Annotated in this window: 10 protein-coding genes and 4 pseudogenes; 6 read left to right on the top strand and 8 right to left on the bottom strand. The window is 70.0% G+C overall.

All coding sequences use genetic code 11. The features are described 5' to 3' along the window. Positions 1–2 precede the first annotated feature (2 nt). From JD77_RS25170 to JD77_RS25155, 4 genes and pseudogenes are all read right to left on the bottom strand, one after another. Positions 3–1,160, bottom strand: a complete 1,158-nt coding sequence (locus JD77_RS25170) for an alpha-hydroxy acid oxidase (RefSeq protein WP_145776447.1) — start codon at positions 1,158–1,160, stop codon at positions 3–5. After that, a pseudogene (locus JD77_RS25165) lies at positions 1,153–2,113 on the bottom strand (alpha/beta hydrolase). The gene JD77_RS25170 and the pseudogene JD77_RS25165 overlap by 8 nt, the downstream one beginning before the upstream one ends. Before the next feature lie 11 nt (positions 2,114–2,124). Beyond that, complete coding sequence (locus tag JD77_RS25160; RefSeq protein ID WP_145777768.1) at positions 2,125–3,342, bottom strand: cytochrome P450; 1,218 nt, start codon at positions 3,340–3,342, stop codon at positions 2,125–2,127. 63 nt (positions 3,343–3,405) lie between these two features. Continuing rightward, positions 3,406–4,701, bottom strand: a pseudogene (locus JD77_RS25155) (SGNH/GDSL hydrolase family protein); the annotation flags it as partial. 320 nt (positions 4,702–5,021) lie between these two features. Between JD77_RS25155 and JD77_RS25150 the strand changes: the two are divergent. Both JD77_RS25150 and JD77_RS25145 read left to right on the top strand, forming a co-directional pair. Continuing rightward, positions 5,022–6,162, top strand: a pseudogene (locus tag JD77_RS25150) (AMP-binding protein); the annotation flags it as partial. 156 nt (positions 6,163–6,318) lie between these two features. Then, positions 6,319–6,570 (top strand): annotated as a pseudogene (locus JD77_RS25145) (SGNH/GDSL hydrolase family protein); the annotation flags it as partial. Positions 6,571–6,686: 116 nt separating this feature from the next. Here JD77_RS25145 and JD77_RS25140 read toward each other — a convergent pair. Then, positions 6,687–7,361, bottom strand: coding sequence for an HAD family hydrolase (locus JD77_RS25140; protein WP_170286543.1), 675 nt, complete (start codon positions 7,359–7,361; stop codon positions 6,687–6,689). A 65-nt stretch (positions 7,362–7,426) separates the two neighbouring features. Continuing rightward, a complete protein-coding gene (locus JD77_RS25135) occupies positions 7,427–7,792 on the bottom strand; it encodes a PPOX class F420-dependent oxidoreductase (RefSeq protein ID WP_145777767.1) in 366 nt (121 codons plus the stop codon). Between the two features lie 739 nt (positions 7,793–8,531). Here JD77_RS25135 and JD77_RS25130 point away from each other — a divergent pair. The 3 genes from JD77_RS25130 to JD77_RS25120 all read left to right on the top strand — a co-directional run bounded on the left by JD77_RS25130 (position 8,532) and on the right by JD77_RS25120 (position 11,546). Further along, positions 8,532–9,455: a phosphotransferase enzyme family protein gene (locus JD77_RS25130; RefSeq protein ID WP_145776445.1), complete on the top strand. Its 924-nt coding sequence runs from the start codon at positions 8,532–8,534 to the stop codon at positions 9,453–9,455. A gap of 192 nt (positions 9,456–9,647) precedes the next feature. Next, the gene (nadA, locus tag JD77_RS25125) at positions 9,648–10,655 is read left to right on the top strand and encodes a quinolinate synthase NadA (protein WP_145776444.1); all 1,008 of its coding nucleotides are present in this window, start codon (positions 9,648–9,650) and stop codon (positions 10,653–10,655) included. A 63-nt stretch (positions 10,656–10,718) separates the two neighbouring features. Further along, positions 10,719–11,546 (top strand): inositol monophosphatase family protein, encoded by an 828-nt coding sequence (locus tag JD77_RS25120; protein WP_145776443.1) that lies wholly within the window; start codon positions 10,719–10,721, stop codon positions 11,544–11,546. Positions 11,547–11,766: 220 nt separating this feature from the next. Here the strand turns inward: JD77_RS25120 and JD77_RS25115 are convergent, their stop codons facing one another. Both JD77_RS25115 and JD77_RS25110 read right to left on the bottom strand, forming a co-directional pair. Further along, complete coding sequence (locus tag JD77_RS25115) at positions 11,767–13,284, bottom strand: UbiD family decarboxylase (RefSeq protein WP_145776442.1); 1,518 nt, start codon at positions 13,282–13,284, stop codon at positions 11,767–11,769. Positions 13,285–13,828: 544 nt separating this feature from the next. Beyond that, entirely contained in the window at positions 13,829–14,713 is an 885-nt protein-coding gene (locus JD77_RS25110; RefSeq protein ID WP_145776441.1) for an NAD(P)-dependent oxidoreductase, read from the bottom strand. 84 nt (positions 14,714–14,797) lie between these two features. Here JD77_RS25110 and JD77_RS25105 point away from each other — a divergent pair, with 84 nt between their 5' ends. Then, entirely contained in the window at positions 14,798–15,463 is a 666-nt protein-coding gene (locus JD77_RS25105; RefSeq protein WP_145776440.1) for a CGNR zinc finger domain-containing protein, read from the top strand. Positions 15,464–15,483 lie beyond the last annotated feature (20 nt).

The raw sequence follows: 15,483 nt of genomic DNA, 5'->3' as shown, positions 1-15,483 counted from the left end.
GCTCAGCCTCCCGTGATCGTTCGCAGGGCGCGGGCCTCGGCCGGGTCGGCGCAGCCGGCGAGGGTGAGGGCGTCGCGCAGCTCGGCGGCGAGCAGCGCGAACGCGGCGTCGGCGCCGGCCCGCCCGCCGACGGCCAGCGCCCACAGCAGCGGCCGGCCGATCAGCACCCCGGACGCGCCGAGCGCCAGGGCGCGCAGCACGTCGACGCCGCCGCTGATCCCGCCGTCGACCAGCACCTCGCACCGGTCGCCGACGGCCGCCAGCGCCTCCGCGAGCATCGTCACGGCCGCCGGGGCGCCGTCGAGCTGTCGCCCGCCGTGGTTGGACACCACCACCGCGTCCGCGCCGGCGTCGGCGGCGAGGACGGCGTCGCGGGGGTCGAGGACGCCCTTGACCACCAACGGCAGGTCGGTGCGCCCGCGCAGCCAGCCGACGTCGGACCAGGTGAGGGCGGAGGCGAACGCGGCGGCCGTGTGGCGGGCGACGGCGGAGGTGCCGGGGCTGCCGGAGTGCGCCAGGTCGCCCCGGCTGCCGGGCAGGTTCGCCGCCGCCACCTCCGGCGGCAGGGCGAAGCCGTTGCGGACGTCGCGCAGCCGTGGGCCGAGGATCGGCACGTCGACGGTGACCATGAGCGCGGTGCAGCCGGCGGCGTGCGCCCGGTCCACCAGCTCGCACACCATGCCCCGGTCGCGCAGCCAGTACAGCTGGAACCACACCGGCCCGCCCGCGGCGGTGATCTCCTCGATCGGCGCGCTGCTGAGCGTGCTCGCCACGTACGGGACGCCCGCCGCGCCGGCCGCCGCCGCGAGCGCCGGCTCGCCGTCCGGGTGCGCCAGCCGCTGGTACGCCATCGGCGCGACCGCCACGGGCATGGCCTGCGGCCGGCCCAGCAGCGGGGCGTCGGTGCGGGGCCGCTCGACGCCGCGCAGCATCCGGGGCAGCACGGCGATCCGGTCGAGGGCGGCCCGGTTCGCCGCGAGGGTCGTCTCGGCGCCGCTGCCGCCGGCCACGAAGTCGTACACCTCGGGCGGGAGCACGCCCCGGGCCAGCCCGGCGAAGTCGGCGAGGCTCGCCGCGAACGGCACGCCGGCCGCCGGCCGCGGGGAGGGGTCACCCGCGGCCGTGGCGGCGTCGACCGGCGGCGCGACGGCGTCAGGCATCGGCCGGTACCATCGGGGCGGTCACCCCGAGCCGGTCGCGGAGGAAGGCGGCGGCCCGGTCCTGGGCCCGCCGCCCGGCGTCGAACGCCCCGGGCATGGCGAAGAATCCGTGGATCATGCCGTCGTAGCGGGCCAGCTCGACCGGCACCCCGGCGGCGCGCAGCCGGTGCGCGTACGCCTCCCCCTCGTCGCGCAGCGGGTCGTACTCGGCGGTGACGACCAGGGCCGGCGGCAGGCCGGACAGGTCGTCGGCGAGCAGCGGCGAGGCGAGCGGGTCCGCGGCGGCGGCGTGGTCGGGCAGGTAGTGCCCCCGGTACCAGTCGACGGAGTGCCGGTTGAACAGCAGCGGGTCCTGCTCACCGGCCGGGTCGTCCCGCTCGCGCTGGTCGGTGTTCGGGTAGACGAGCAGCTGGGCGGCGAGCGCGACCGTGCCCTCGTCCCGGCACAGCAGGGTGACGGCGGCGGCGAGGTTGCCGCCGGCGCTGTCCCCGCCGACGGCCAGCCGGGCCGGGTCCACCCCGAACTCGTCGGCGTGCTCGGCGAGCCGGCGCACGGCGGCGTGGCAGTCGTGCACGGCCGCCGGGAACGGGTGCTCGGGGGGCGAGCCGGTAGCCGACGGTGACCACCTGGCATCCCGTGGCGTTGGCCAGCCGCCGGCAGATGCCGTCGGCGGTGTCGACGCTGCCCAGGGTCCAGCCGCCGCCGAAGAAGTAGACCAGGGTGGGCAGCGGGCCGGCGGCGGCCGGCCGGTAGACGCGTACCGGCAGGTCCCCGGCCGGGCCGGGCACGGTGGCGTCGCGGACGTCGTGCACCGGCTCGACGTCTCCGCCGCCGGCCCGGATGGCGGCCAGGTCGGCGGCGCGCGCCTCGGCGAGGCTCTGCGTGTGCAGCGGTGGGACGCCGGCCGTCTTCCGCGCGGCCCGGTACGCCACCACCTGCGGGTCGAGGGGCATGTCCAGCTCTCCTATCCGCCGGTCGTGACGGACATCGTGTCGATGCCGCGCAGGAACAGGCTGCCGCTGTAGACCGGCTTCTCGGTCACCTGGAGCTTCGGGAAGCGGGCGAACAGCCGGGGCAGGGCGAGCCGCCCCTCCAGGCGGGACACCGCCGAGCCGAGGCAGAAGTGCAGGCCGACGCCGAAGGCCAGCGACGGCGGGCCGCCGCGGCGCGGGTCGAAGCGGTCGGGGCCGGGGAAGCGGGCCGGGTCCCGGTTCGCGGCGGCGATCAGCATCAGCACGTTCTCGTCCTTGGCCACCGGCACGCCGTGCAGGACGGTGTCGCGCGGCGCCGCCCGGGCCAGGAAGTGCACGGGGGCCTCCATCCGCAACACCTCGTCCACGCAGCCCCGGGTCAGCTCGTCGTCGCCGGGCAGCGCGGCCACCACCTCGGGGTGCGCCAGCAGCAGCGGCAGGCCGTTGCTGAACATGTAGACGGTGGTGACGAAGCTGGCGTTGAACAGCACGATCAGGTTGCTGATCAGCTCCTCCTCGGTGAGGTCCACCCCACCGCCGTCGAGCGCCTCGACCAGGCCGCTGATCAGGTCCTCGCCGGGCCGCCTGCGGCGGTCGGCGATCAACTCCCGGTAGTACCCGCGCAGCTCGGCGGCGGCGGTGTTCGCCCTGGCCAGCCGCTCCGGGGTCTTCCCGGCGACGTCCATGAACTCGTCGATCCAGTCGACCCGCTGCCGGTACCACGGCAGGTCGGCCTCGGGCAGGCCGATGAACTCGGCCATCACCAGCGCGGGGATCGGGTACGCGAAGTCGGCCACGAAGTCGAGCTCGGCGCCGCCCGCGCCGGCCTCGGCCATGCGGTCCAGCATCGCGTCGGTGACCCGGACGATCACCGGCTCCAGCTCGCCGAGCCGGCGCGGGGTGAACGTCTTCGCGAACACCGCCCGCATCCGCGTGTGGTCCGGCGGGTTGATGAACATCATCGACGAGTTGAAGGTCCGCAGGATCTCCTCGTCCTCCCACCCGGGCGGGGACTGCTTGTACCACTCGGGGTCGCGCAGCAACTGGTCGAGCACGTCGTACCCCCCGGCGACGGCGCTGACGGTGCTGTGCTCGGGACGGTTCGGGAGCTCGCGGATCGGGCCCAGCTCGTGCAGGGCCGCGTAGAAGGGATACGGGTTCTGCCGGCCCTCGTCGCTGTACAGGCCGGACAGCAGCTTCTCGACGTCCACGTGGCGCTTCCTCCCCAGGAATCGGATGTCGGGGCGGCGGGGTCCCCGCCGCCCCGACGGTGTCAGACCGAGCAGGCGCAGCGGGACCGCGTCGGCCAGCGCCTGGTTGCCCAGGTCGTTCGGGTGGATGTGATCGCCCGAGTCGTACGCCGGCAGCAGCCGGCTGGGCTGCGCCGGGTCGCGCAGCACCTGGTCGAAGTCGAGCACCCCGTCGAACTCGTCGCTGCCGCGCAGGTACGCGTTGACGGCCTGGCGGGTGGCCTCCTTCTCCGGCGTCCACACGCCCGGGTTGCCGTGCCCCTCGTAGGGGGTGAGCGTGGCCACCAGGCTGGTCAGGCCGCGCGCCTTGACCTGGCGGTTGATCTGCCGCAGCGAGGCGATGATGGCCTCGGCCGAGTCGCCCGTCATCCAGATGTCGTTGATGCCCAGGTGGGTGACGACCGTACGCACCCCGGTCTGCGGGAAGACGTCCTCGTTGAGCCGGGCCAGGGCGTTCGGGCCCAGCTCGTGGTAGCCGGGGAAGCCGCCCGTGCCGGGCTCGGTGCCCTCGTGGTTGAGCCGGCTGCCGCCCAGGCTGAGGTTGAGCACGCCCGGGGTGCGCACCTCCGGGCGCGCGTCGATCAGCCGGTCGGCCAGCAGGTCCGGCCAGCGCTTGTTGGCGTTGACGGTCGAGCCGTTGCCGTCGCCGATCGAGTCGCCGAGGACGACCACCGCGCCGGGGCTGTGCCGCCGCTCCACGTCGATGCCGGACAGGAACATCCAGCAGCAGTTGGGGCGGATGGTGAACCCGGTCCCGGCGGCCGACCCGGTGAGGTCGGTGGCGCCGATGAAGGTGGTCTGCCGGTTCGTTCCGTGGAACGTGACCGGGCCGGTGAGCACCGGGAAGTACAGCGTGACGACCAGGTCCTCCTGCTCGCCGACGGGGAAGTCGAGCGGGTCGCTGAGCAGTTCGGCGCCCCGGTTCATGGCGGCCGAGGCCGAGCCGTCGAAGGCCAGCTCCCGCACGCTGCCGGCGTCCACGTCGGACAGATCGTCCGGCGTGGACGCGTCGGGGCGGGCGATCGTGGCGCGGCCGACCTTGACCGCCTGCTCGCCGTAGAGGTTGGACAGCCGGACGCGCAGCCGGGGACCGCCCACCGTGGTGTGGACGATCATGCGGATGCTCTGGTTGTTGAGGCCGGTGTTGGTCAGGCCGACGGTGTTGCCCCGGGTCACCGCCGCGGCCCAGCTGCCCGCCCACACCGGGGCGTCGCGGCGCTCCCCGGTGTCCGGGCCGGCGGTGGCCACCAGGGCCGGCGCCCCCACGACGAGGGCTGTGGTGGCGGCGGCTATGAGCTGCCACCTCTTCGGAGCCGTCATGATGTGCCACTTTTTCGGGGTCGACATTGAACCTCCATCGTTGGCAGCCCAGGGCCGTCCGCTGACGGCGCCGCCTGGACGATGGTCCTGAAACCTAGCCAGGCATCTGACAGGCATCAATCAACCTGATCGACAAGGTCAAATGCCGTCGGGGCGGCGGGGGGCACCGATCGGCCCTGTGCCGCGCCGGCCCGTCGGCCTAGGCTCGCCAGTGACGACGGCGGGGTCGCCCACGCGCGCGCCACCGTCGCCGCGTCCTGGCCCTGAGCTGCCCGGACGCCCCTCGCGGCGCCGATCACACGGAAAGGTAACGGCTGGCGATGACTGACGGGTCCGACCGACCGACCACCTACGTGCACCGCGCGCTGGAACTGTTCGCCGACTTCGGCGACCGGGAGGCGCTGGTGGGCGGCGGGCGCCGGCTGACGTACGTGGACGTGGCCGCCGAGGTGCGCGCCCTCGCGTCCGCCCTGGCCCGCGGCGGCGTCCGGCCGGCGCGGTGCTGGTGATGCTCGGCAACGTCGTCGAGGGGCCGCTGCTCCAGCTGGCCCTGCACCTGCTCGGCTGCCGGACGATGTGGATCGCCCCGGTCACCTCCGCCGCGAGGTCGACGACTTCGTCCGGCTGTCCCGCCCCGAGGCGTTCGTCTACGACGCCCGCGCCGCCGACGGGCTCGGCGACCAGATCGCGGCCGGGCTGCCCGGCGTACCGGTGCTCTGCCTCGGCCCCGGCGGCGCCGGCCCGGACCTCACCGCCGCCGCCGACGCGGCGGCCGGGCCGCCCGGCGACGCGCCGGAGCCGGAGTCGTTCCTGCAGACCAGCGGCACCACCGGCACGCCGAAGCTGGTGCACCACCGGCAGAGCTTCTATGCGCAGATCCTCGCCCTCGCCGCCGACTTCCGGGCCGCCGGGTTCCCGCTGCTGCGGCACCTGTCCCACTCGCCGATGTGGCTGGCCAGCGGCCAGATCACCACGCTGCTCAACCTGTTCACCGGCGGGGTGCTGTTCCTGCGCGAGCAGTGGGACCCGGCGGCGTTCATCGCCACCGTCGACCGGGAGCGGCTCACCTCCACGTTCGTCACCCCGCCGACGCTCTACGAGGTGCTCGACCACCCGGACCTGGACGGCGCGGACTTCTCCCACATGTTCATGTTCAACGTGGGCGCCGGGCCCGCCGCGCCCGCCCGGTTGCGCCAGGCGATCGCGCGCTTCGGCCCGTGCCTGCGCATCGTGTACGGGCTCAGCGAGGCCGTCGTGATCTGCGCCCAGCCGGGGCTGACCGAGGACCCGGAGCACCCGGAGCGGCTGCGCTCCTGCGGCCGGCCGTACGGAGACGTGAGCGTCGAGATCCGGGGCGAGGACGGCAGCGTGCTGCCGTCGGGCGTCGACGGCGAGGTGTGGGTACGCACGAAGCTCAGCTTCGTCGGCTATCACGGCCAGCCCGAGCTGACCGCCCAGTCGGCGTTGCGGATGCGTGGCGGGAACCTGACGTTGGGGAAGACACCGGGTGTGCTGCGGTTCGTGTGGTCGTGGCCCGGCGTGGACGTGGCCGGGTTGGATCCGACGACGGTGACGGTGTCCCGTGACCCGGACGGCCGTTGGTTCGTGACGTTCGCCGTCGACGTCAGCCCGGCGGTCCCCGAGCGGCTGCGGGCGGGCCTCGGCGAGCGGATGCGCCGGCTCTCGGCGCGCACCCGCCGGCTGGCCGAGCGGTTCGGCACCCTGCACGTGCACCTGACCGACCATCCGGCGGTGGCCGACCCGAGCCTCTACAGTGGCGACGGGCGGCACGGCAGCGCCCGCAGCGACGCGATCGCCACCGCCGAGACCCTCCGCCGGTTGGGGGCCCACCTGGCTGCCGCCGGCTAATCTAACGGACGCCACCGCGACCCAGCTCGACGAGGAGGTCAGGGGCCACTACCGGAGGGGAAGGGAGTGACCCGGCTACGGGAGCACCACACCGCCGGCACGAAGGCCAGAGGCGATCATGAGAAATGGGAAACTTCCGCCAGTTTGAGAACCGCAGCGAGATGCCGGAGGTCCGTCACACCGTCCTCACCGGCACCGGACCTGTTGACCCACACGCCAAGGAGACCGGCCTCGTCGGCGGCCGCCGCGTCTCCAAGCTTGTTGTCGCCCACGTACGCGGTTACCGCCGGTGGATACCCCAATGCCGCGCAGCCCGTGTGGAAGATGCGGGGATGCGGTTTCGACGCTCCCGCCGCGTCGACGCCGACAACACACCTGAACCGGGAGAGCAGACCGACCCGCTGGAGCTTGACCCGGGAGAAGGCGGTGTCGCTGTTGGTCACGATTCCCAGGGGCACGTCGCCTAATGAGGCGAGCCCATCGAGGACATCGGGGAAAAGCCGCAGCGACGCCTCGTAACGCTCTCGATAGCCCAGGAACCAGCGGTAGGGATCGGGTATCGAGGGCGCTTTCATCCAGGCCATCATGTCCGCTGCGAGTGAGCGCGCCTGCCCCACGTAGTCGGTCCGGCCCGCGAGGAATCGGTTGAAGTGGAACGCTTGTAGCTCCCCGAACCTGGCTGCCGCCGCATTGAGATCACCCTCCACACCGAGCGAGCGGAGGTAGCTGACGATTCCGTCGTGCTCCGCACCTGCGTAGTCGATGAGCGTGTCGTCGACATCGAACAGCACTGCTTGGACCGTACCTCGCACGTGCCCTCCTCGTCGCGCGATGGGTTTGCTCGGTGGAACGGACTTCAGGCCCGTGAGAAGGTCTTCGTCGGGGTTACGCGCACCAGGACCCGCGTCTCACCCGGCTGGGGGGCCCAGTGTGTGCCGCGGTAGGCGAGCGACAGTTCGTCGATCAACTCCATCGCTCCCTCAGACGACATCGACGCAGTGCCACGTACTTCGATGTAGCTACCCGGGATATTCGGATCCCACGCCAGAAGGCTGACCCGGGGGTTAGCCCGCATGTAGCGGACTTTCAGCCGGTTCGCCGCCGTGGAGAACAGAACTTCCCCATCGTCGAACTTGACCCACAAGGGACTGGACTGCGGTTGTCCGAGCGGACTTATCGTAGACAGTGACGCGATTATCGGGGCCCCGAAGAGCCGTGCCATCTTCTCTAGATGTGCTGGGCATATCGCTACGCGGCCGGTTTCGAGGCTATTGTTACCCATGAAACTCCCATCCCTGGGGACACAAGCTACCCACGCGCCTGTTGGTCGTCAAGCAATGTCCGCGGCCTTTCTCGGGCGAGGCTTCGGCACCGGCACCAGCTGCGATCTGTAAGGAACCCGACCGATTCCGTCCGTCCGGTTTGGTGATGGCTTGCCAGTGTATGCACACAAAAACAGGAGAAGGCTGCTTATCGATTCCATGATGTAACTGACGAATACGACGAAACGGCCGGGCCGGGGTTTCCATATCTGCCCATTTGGGCAGGCCCCGGCGCCGTCTCCGTCCGGGTTTGCGGTCAGGCCCGGAGCCTGCGGCCAGCACCGCCAACGCCTCGTCGTGGCAGCGGTAGGTATGCCGCGCGACAGACCGGATCGCTGGGCCGATTCGGGAGACGCCGACACTGCGGCTACGGAATCAGACCAGCCCGAACACGTTCTGTCGCCACAGAGCAAGGAGGCGAGTGCCCCGGACCCGCCGGGTCGCGCGCAGCAGGCCGGGAACGTAGCCGGGGTTCTGCCCGGTTGGCACCTGCCTTATTGTCTCTGGGCATACTGACCACAACGCGCGAGTTCCGTCGCCGTCGTTATAGCCCTGAGCGCTTCACCCGCCGGCGGTATCGCGAGGGGCTCGTGCAACGGCGAAACCGCGAACGCGTCGCGGACCGACAAAGGACGGCCTATGGCGCAGGTCCCGGGCGACTCCTTCGACGCAGAGCGCGCATGGCTGATTCTGCGCGAGGCATGCTCAACGATTCACGTGAGCCCTTCCGGCGGAGAACTGATCCGTCTCGGTGAGAACGCGGTGTTCTGGCTCTCCTCACGAACTGTCGTGGCGCGAGTCGGGCGGGGAGACGCCCGCGCGGCCGAGGCCGAGCGGGAGATCAAGGTCGCCAGATGGCTGGCGGGGTCGCCGGTTCCCGCGGTTCGTCCGCTCGAGATAGCTCAGCCACTGCGCATCGGCGACCATTTCGTGACGCTGTGGGAATCGGTGGCGGGCGAGATCAGCTACGGCACCCCGGCAGAGTTGGCGTCGCTCCTCCGGCAACTGCACGCTCTGGAGCCGCCTGCCGACATCGCATTGCCCCATGCGGACCCGTTCCGTCGAGCGCGTTGCTGTCTCGCGAACGCGACGGCGCTGGCCGACGAGGACAGGCTGTTCCTCAGCGCTTTGCTGGACCGTCTGGCGGCCAGGTACGCCCGGCTTGAGTTCCCACTCCGGCCGGGCGTCGTCCATGGCGACGCGAACGTGTGCAACGTCTTCCGGGACCACCATGGCAGGCCGGTGCTAGGCGATCTGGATACCGTGGCGGTGGGACCGCGTGAGTTGGATCTCGTGCCCGCCGCGGTGTACTACGACCGGCTCGGATGGCACTCGGCCGGCGAGTATCGGGAATTCGTGGAAGGATATGGTTTCGATGTGCGCCACTGGCCTGGATATGGTCTGCTGGCGGACGCTCTCGAGGTCGAGATGGTCACCTGGCTCGCGCAGAATGCAGATCAGGACGACAAAGCGGGACGGGAGCTCGCCAAAAGAGTCAAAACATTGCGTACGGGCGCCTCGCGAGCGGCGTGGGCGCCATTTCTCTGGCACCAGCATGATTGACAGTCCGCAGGACCGCGTGATCGACTGGCCAGCAGTTTCGCGGGGGGCAGGCCGGCAGGGCCAAGCGAGCGCCGAATGTCTGGATACGCCCAGACCTGAGCCGTTGGCATGCACCTGAAGCCGCCGAGAAAGGACAGACGTCCGCGAGCGTTGAGCCCTCCACTGCGGAGTGCTCGGTCTGAGGAGGGCCCAATGGGTGCCGCAGCCCAGGACAACTCACCATCCGGGCAACTGGAGCCCGACAGCACCTGGGCGGAGGAGGTCCGCGCCCTGGCGCGGGAACGCGACGCGGTGCTACTGGCACACAACTACCAGCTACCAGAAATCCAGGACGTGGCCGATCACGTCGGCGACTCCCTTGCCCTGTCGCGGATCGCGGCCACGAGCGGTGCAGCCACCATCGTCTTTTGTGGTGTGCACTTCATGGCCGAGACCGCCAAGATCTTGGCACCGGAAAAGACGGTGCTCATCCCCGACGCGCGCGCGGGATGCTCGCTGGCCGACTCGATCACCGTCGACCAACTGCGTGCGTGGAAACGTGAGCACCCCGGGGCGGCTGTCGTGTCTTACGTGAACACGACCGCTGCCGTGAAGGCCGAGACCGACATCTGCTGCACGTCGTCCAATGCTGTGGATGTGGTCGCTTCCATCCCGCCGGATCGGGCGGTGCTGTTCTGCCCGGATCAGTTCCTCGGCGCTCATGTGAAACGGGAGACGGGCCGGGCGAACTTGCACGTCTGGGCCGGTGAGTGTCACGTCCACGCCGGCATCAACGGTCCGGAACTCGCCGCGCGTGCGGCTGCGCATCCGACTGCCGACCTGTACATCCATCCGGAGTGTGGATGCGCGACATCGGCGTTGTACCTCGTCGGAGAGGGCGTGGTGCCGCGGGAGAAGGTCCACATCCTGTCCACCAGCGGCATGGTCGAGGCAGCGCGTACGACCGGCACCGGCACGGTGCTGGTCGCTACCGAGGTTGGCATGCTGCACCAGCTACGCAAGGCCGCGCCAGCCACCGAGTTCCGTGCGGTGAACGACCGCGCGTCATGCCGGTTCATGAAGATGATCACGCCGGCCGCTCTGCTGCGCGCGCTCCGCGAAGGCACCGACGAGGTCAAGGTTGATCACGATATCGCCGTACGGGCCCGGGCGTCGGTGCAGCGGATGATCGAGATCGGCGCACCAGGCGGCGGCGAGTGAGCGGCGCGTCCCGTACGGGACGACAAGAAGTGGCAGTCAAGGCTGAGGTGGACGGCGAAGTTCATGCCAACGCCTGACCCTGGTGCGCTGCTGCCGGTCGCCCACGACGTCATCGACAGGGCGGTCGCCTATATCCTGACGAACCCCGTCACCGCCGTTCGGCAGAAGGACGCCCACGAGATCGTCACGGATGCTGATATCGCCATCGAACGCCTCGTCCGCGCCGCACTGACCGAAGACGACACAAGGATCGGCTTCCTCGGCGAGGAGACCGGCGCGGTGGGTAACCCCGATACCTACTGGGTACTCGACCCCATCGACGGCACCACCAACTTCAGTCATGGCTTGCCGCTGAGCTCGATCTCGCTTGGCCTGGTGCACGACGGTACCCCGATTCTCGGCGTGATCGCGGTCCCGTTCCTCGCGCGCCGGTACTGGGCCACGCGCGCTGGCGGCGCCTATCGCGACGGTACTCGCATACACGTTTCCAAAACAGCCGATCTGTCCAAGGCGTTGGTCGCCCTCACCGATTACGGAGGACCCCAACCGGGACTCGAAGGTCTGCTGTGCCGGGAACTGGATCGCGAGTTGACCACCCGTGCCCAGGGGCTGCGCCGGCTGGGCTCCACAGCCGTCGAACTGGCCCTCGTCGCAGAAGGTTCCCTCGATGCCAGCATCAGCATCTGGAACGGAACCTGGGACACCGCCGCCGGCGCCGTCATCGCGCGCGAGGCAGGCGCGGTCGTCATGGACGCTGACGGGAGCCCACACTCGACTCGGTCACGGTGTGCCGTCGCGGTTACCCCGGCGCTGCGTGACGCCCTCCTGTCGGTTCTCGAGATCGTGCGCGGCACCTGCTACTGGCCGGTCGAGGCCGGAAACACTGCCTGAGTGGCGCTCATCTCCGCACCGGGCGGCCAAAGAACAGCCGGTGGTACTGCCCGCGTTCGCCGACCGGGGCGACGAACGCGGGCACCAACCACCCTCCCGGCGGGCCTGGTCGAGCCGCTGGCGACCTCGGGGCGGTCACCAGCGCAGGATCGGCCGCAGGCATTCGCGGTATCGGGTGATCGTGGCCTGCGAACAGCCGAACACCTCGGCGAGGACCTCCTCAGGATTGGTGTTGACTGACGCTCTGCTGTTCGTGGTTCAGCCTGGCTAGCACCCGCCGCTGCAGGTCAGCCGGAAAGTTGACGGAGAAGGCGGTGCTGCGCGGCGCGTCCTCTCCGACGGGCATCAGGCAGTCCAACACTTCGACCGGACCGCGTACCGCGCTACGTTCTGCCGCCGAGTAGAAGACGACGCCGGCCGGGATCCGCTGGTCCATGACGACCACCCGGCCCGTGACCGGATGACACCGCGTTGACCAGGCCCAAAGCAAGTCACGCAGATCGGTGAGGTCGATGTCGTGGTTGACGACCATCAGCCTGCTGATCCACCAGCCGGCGTGAACGGTGTCTGGAGCCTTACAGACATCGAGAATACGGCGCGCGAGGTCGGTCGAGCTCAACCCCGTGAGCTGCGCCCAGTCCGGAGAGACGGAGACGGCCAGCAGGGTGCAGGCGCTTTCCGGGACGACCCAGGCCGAAACGACCGGCAGGCCGGCGCGACGCAACTCCTCCAGCAGGACAGCTGCGATCCCGGGGCCACAGATCGTATGGTCTTCGTCAACCGGTTTGCCCGCGCAGACGACCGGGAGGATTGGCTCCTTTCGGTGAGTGATCGCAGTAACGTGGTAAACAGGGCGGTTTTTACGGACAGTGGGCAGATAGCCGTGGTACTCGCCGGTAGGCCCCTCGAGCCACGACTCGTCGTCGGCCAGGTAGCCCTCGATGACCAGCTCAGCCGATGCCGGAACCTCAAGGTCCACAGTCTTGCAGCGCACGGTCTCCATCGGCTCGCCAAACAATCCACCGAGGAAGCCCGCTTCGTCCACCCCGTCGCGCAGCGGCATGCCGCCGACGAACAATGCGCTTGGCTCGGCGCCCTGAACAAGCGCGAACGGCATCGGTTCACCGCGCTGCTGCCACATCTGGCGGATCACGTTGTTGTGCTGGCTGGCACTGACGATGCCGGTCATCCGTTTGCCGTCGATCAGCATCGCTCGGGCGATGGACCAGTTCGTCCATTTTCGGTCCGGGCTGGCGACGACGAAGATGCCTATTGTGTTGATGTAGCGGCCGCCGTCTCCGACATGCAGCAGCGGGGTCGGCAGATTCGTCAGGTCCGCCGCGTCGCCGACCAGCACCTTTTCTTGGCACGGGGCGTCGTCCACGACAACTGGCGCGATGGGCTCGCGGTGCATCGCCGCTGCGAGTTCTTCGACGATCTGCCCGCCAGGCGTTGTCGGAGCCAGCCCGAGTGCGATCGCTACCCGGGCCATCCGGGCTTTGGCGGAGGAACTGTAGGCGAGGGGCGCCCCGACCACGCGATACCCACTGTATCCACGGATATTGGTGAATAGCGGAGCCGGTGCGCAGACCTCGCTGCTGTGGCGTGTGATTGCGCCGATTTCGTACGCAGTGTCTACCTCCCAATCGATCCGCCGTAGGTCTCCGATCTCATCAAGACGGCTCAGGTACTCACGAAGGCTTCGGGGGCGGCCTGTTTGGGAAGAGTTGGTATGCATGGCGACTTGTCCGATCGTGTGATGAGATCCTGGCCGCAGGCTCGGCGGCCGCGTGACTTGGTGAGCTTCCCGAGGCGCGGCACGGCCACAAGACCTCCGCGCGTGGCTATGACGGCGACAAGGGGCACACGGCCGCCACCATTCACCGCTGGGCCCCCCGTAGCCGGCGCGGCATGATCCGCGGTGCGGCCCTTTGCCGCAAGACGAGCGATCCGGGACGCCCCGCCGGGGCCGGTCCCGCTGGAGATCGCCGCCTGCAGCCGGGACCGCAGCTCATAGCCGGTGGCCCCCAACGACGGGGGCGCCGCCGACCGGATCGATGTAGTGCGGTCCTGGGTGGTCACGGCGTCATGGATCGGTATCGAGTCATCGTTGAGGAGGACGATCCCGTCCGCGTCGGGGCAGACCATCGCCATCGCGTGTCCGCTCCTCGCTCCCGATGGTCAACATCAGTCAGCCTGGCACACGCAACGCCCACAGCGGAAGATCACATGCCTTCTTTCTGGTCTCCGGGTGGGGATCGCGCCAATGGTCGATGCGCTGGTCATCGGGTCCCTTCGGCGTCCCGGTGGCGCTGCACCTCGGCGAGCGAGGCCCAGTCCCGCTGCCCGTGTCCGGCCCCGATCGCCTCGGTCAGCAGTGCCGAGAGCAGATCGCCCACCGGCAGGTGCAGCCCGGTGGCCGCGGCTTGAGCGCGAGCGAGATCGACGTCCTTGCGGCCCAACACCGGCGTGAATCCGGCCGGCTCGTACTGACGGGCGGCGATGAGGTTGCCGTATCTGGTGTAGACCGGGCCGGGGGTGATCGTGGAGGTGAACAGCTCCACGAGCACCGCGGCGTCGATCCCGCCGCGCTCGCCCACGGCGACGGCTTCGGACATCGTCTGGATCGCCGAGGCGATCAGCAGCTGCCCGGCGACCTTCACCACGTTCGCCTGCCGCGGCTCGGTGCCCACCTGCCACACCTTCGCACTCACTGCCTCCAACAGCGGGCGCACACGGTGCACGGGTTCCGGGTCGCCAGCGGTGACGATGTTGAGCTTGCCAGCCTCGGCGACGGGGACGCCGCCAAACATCGGCGCCGCCACATACCCGACACCGTGCTCGACGTGCACGGTGGCGGCCCCCTCGGCGAGGACGGGGCTGACCGTCGCGAGATTCACATGAACCGCCCCGTCACGAGCGGCGGTCAGGGCGCCACTGTCCAGAAACACCTCACGCACCGCCGCGTCATCGGCCAGCACCGACAGCACCACGCCCGAGGCGAACACTTCGGTCGGTTCCTGGACCTCGGTGGCGCCAAGCGCTACGAGCGGCGCAATCCGCGAACGGTTCCGATTCCACACCGCGACCTCGAATCCCGCCTTCAGCAGGTTCCGCGCGATCGGGGCGCCCATCGCTCCGGTACCCACCACGGTCACCTCAGCCATCACACACGCCTTCCAGTTGGAACCGTCTCAGACGGTTCCAACACTACAGGGGCAGGGGCGGGTAGAACCATCTAGACTGGTTCCATGGTTGAGGTGACGGTCGAGTCGACCGAGGCGAGCGTGACGGAGGCCCCGCCCTTCCGGCTGGACAACGAACAGATCGCCTTCCGCTTCACCGCGACCCTCAGCGACCGCAGCGGTACCCCGGTCGAGCGTCTGCCTACCCCCAGACGTCTGGACGACTGGCTCGCCGCGAACGACCTGAGCCTCGGGCCCGCCGACGCCACGGACGCCGACCTGGACCTCGCCCGCCGGCTCCGCGAGGCCATTCATCGCACCGGCACCGCCACCGCCACCAACACCGCCCCCGACGAAGCGGACCTCGACCTCATCAACACCCTCGCCCGCGACAGCCAGACATTCCCCGTACTCAGCAAGACCCGGCTGCGCTGGTACACCCGGTCGAAGCACCCGGCCCGCGCCGCACTCGGCCTCATCGCCCAGGACGCGATCATTGCCCTCGGCGGGACTCGACGCGACCAGGTCAAGATGTGCGAACACCCGGACTGCGGCGGCCTCTACCTCGACACCAGTCGGGGCCAGAACCGCCGCTGGTGCTCGATGAACACCTGCGGCAACCGCGCCAAGAAGGCCAGGTTCCGGCACCAATCTCATCCGGAAGGCAGCCCGGGGCCGCGCGCAGCCAGCAGAAGGAGCGCCCGCAAGACCGCCAGGACACAGACGGGTTAAACGTACTCCTCCTGTTCGGT

It is taken from the genome of Micromonospora olivasterospora, from assembly GCF_007830265.1.
Taxonomy (GTDB): Bacteria; Actinomycetota; Actinomycetes; order Mycobacteriales; family Micromonosporaceae; genus Micromonospora; species Micromonospora olivasterospora.
This window is presented reverse-complemented; position numbering and strand designations above follow the sequence as displayed.

What these genes read in the sequence shown, in the direction of transcription:
- JD77_RS25170 (WP_145776447.1), bottom strand. Translation starts at nt 1,160, where the DNA reads ATGCCTGACGCCGTCGCGCCGCCGGTCGACGCCGCCACGGCCGCGGGT.
- JD77_RS25135 (WP_145777767.1), bottom strand. Translation starts at nt 7,792, where the DNA reads ATGGCACGGCTCTTCGGGGCCCCGATAATCGCGTCACTGTCTACGATA.
- JD77_RS25130 (WP_145776445.1), top strand. Translation starts at nt 8,532, where the DNA reads ATGGCGCAGGTCCCGGGCGACTCCTTCGACGCAGAGCGCGCATGGCTG.
- nadA (WP_145776444.1), top strand. Translation starts at nt 9,648, where the DNA reads ATGGGTGCCGCAGCCCAGGACAACTCACCATCCGGGCAACTGGAGCCC.
- JD77_RS25120 (WP_145776443.1), top strand. Translation starts at nt 10,719, where the DNA reads ATGCCAACGCCTGACCCTGGTGCGCTGCTGCCGGTCGCCCACGACGTC.
- JD77_RS25115 (WP_145776442.1), bottom strand. Translation starts at nt 13,284, where the DNA reads ATGCATACCAACTCTTCCCAAACAGGCCGCCCCCGAAGCCTTCGTGAG.
- JD77_RS25110 (WP_145776441.1), bottom strand. Translation starts at nt 14,713, where the DNA reads ATGGCTGAGGTGACCGTGGTGGGTACCGGAGCGATGGGCGCCCCGATC.
- JD77_RS25105 (WP_145776440.1), top strand. Translation starts at nt 14,798, where the DNA reads ATGGTTGAGGTGACGGTCGAGTCGACCGAGGCGAGCGTGACGGAGGCC.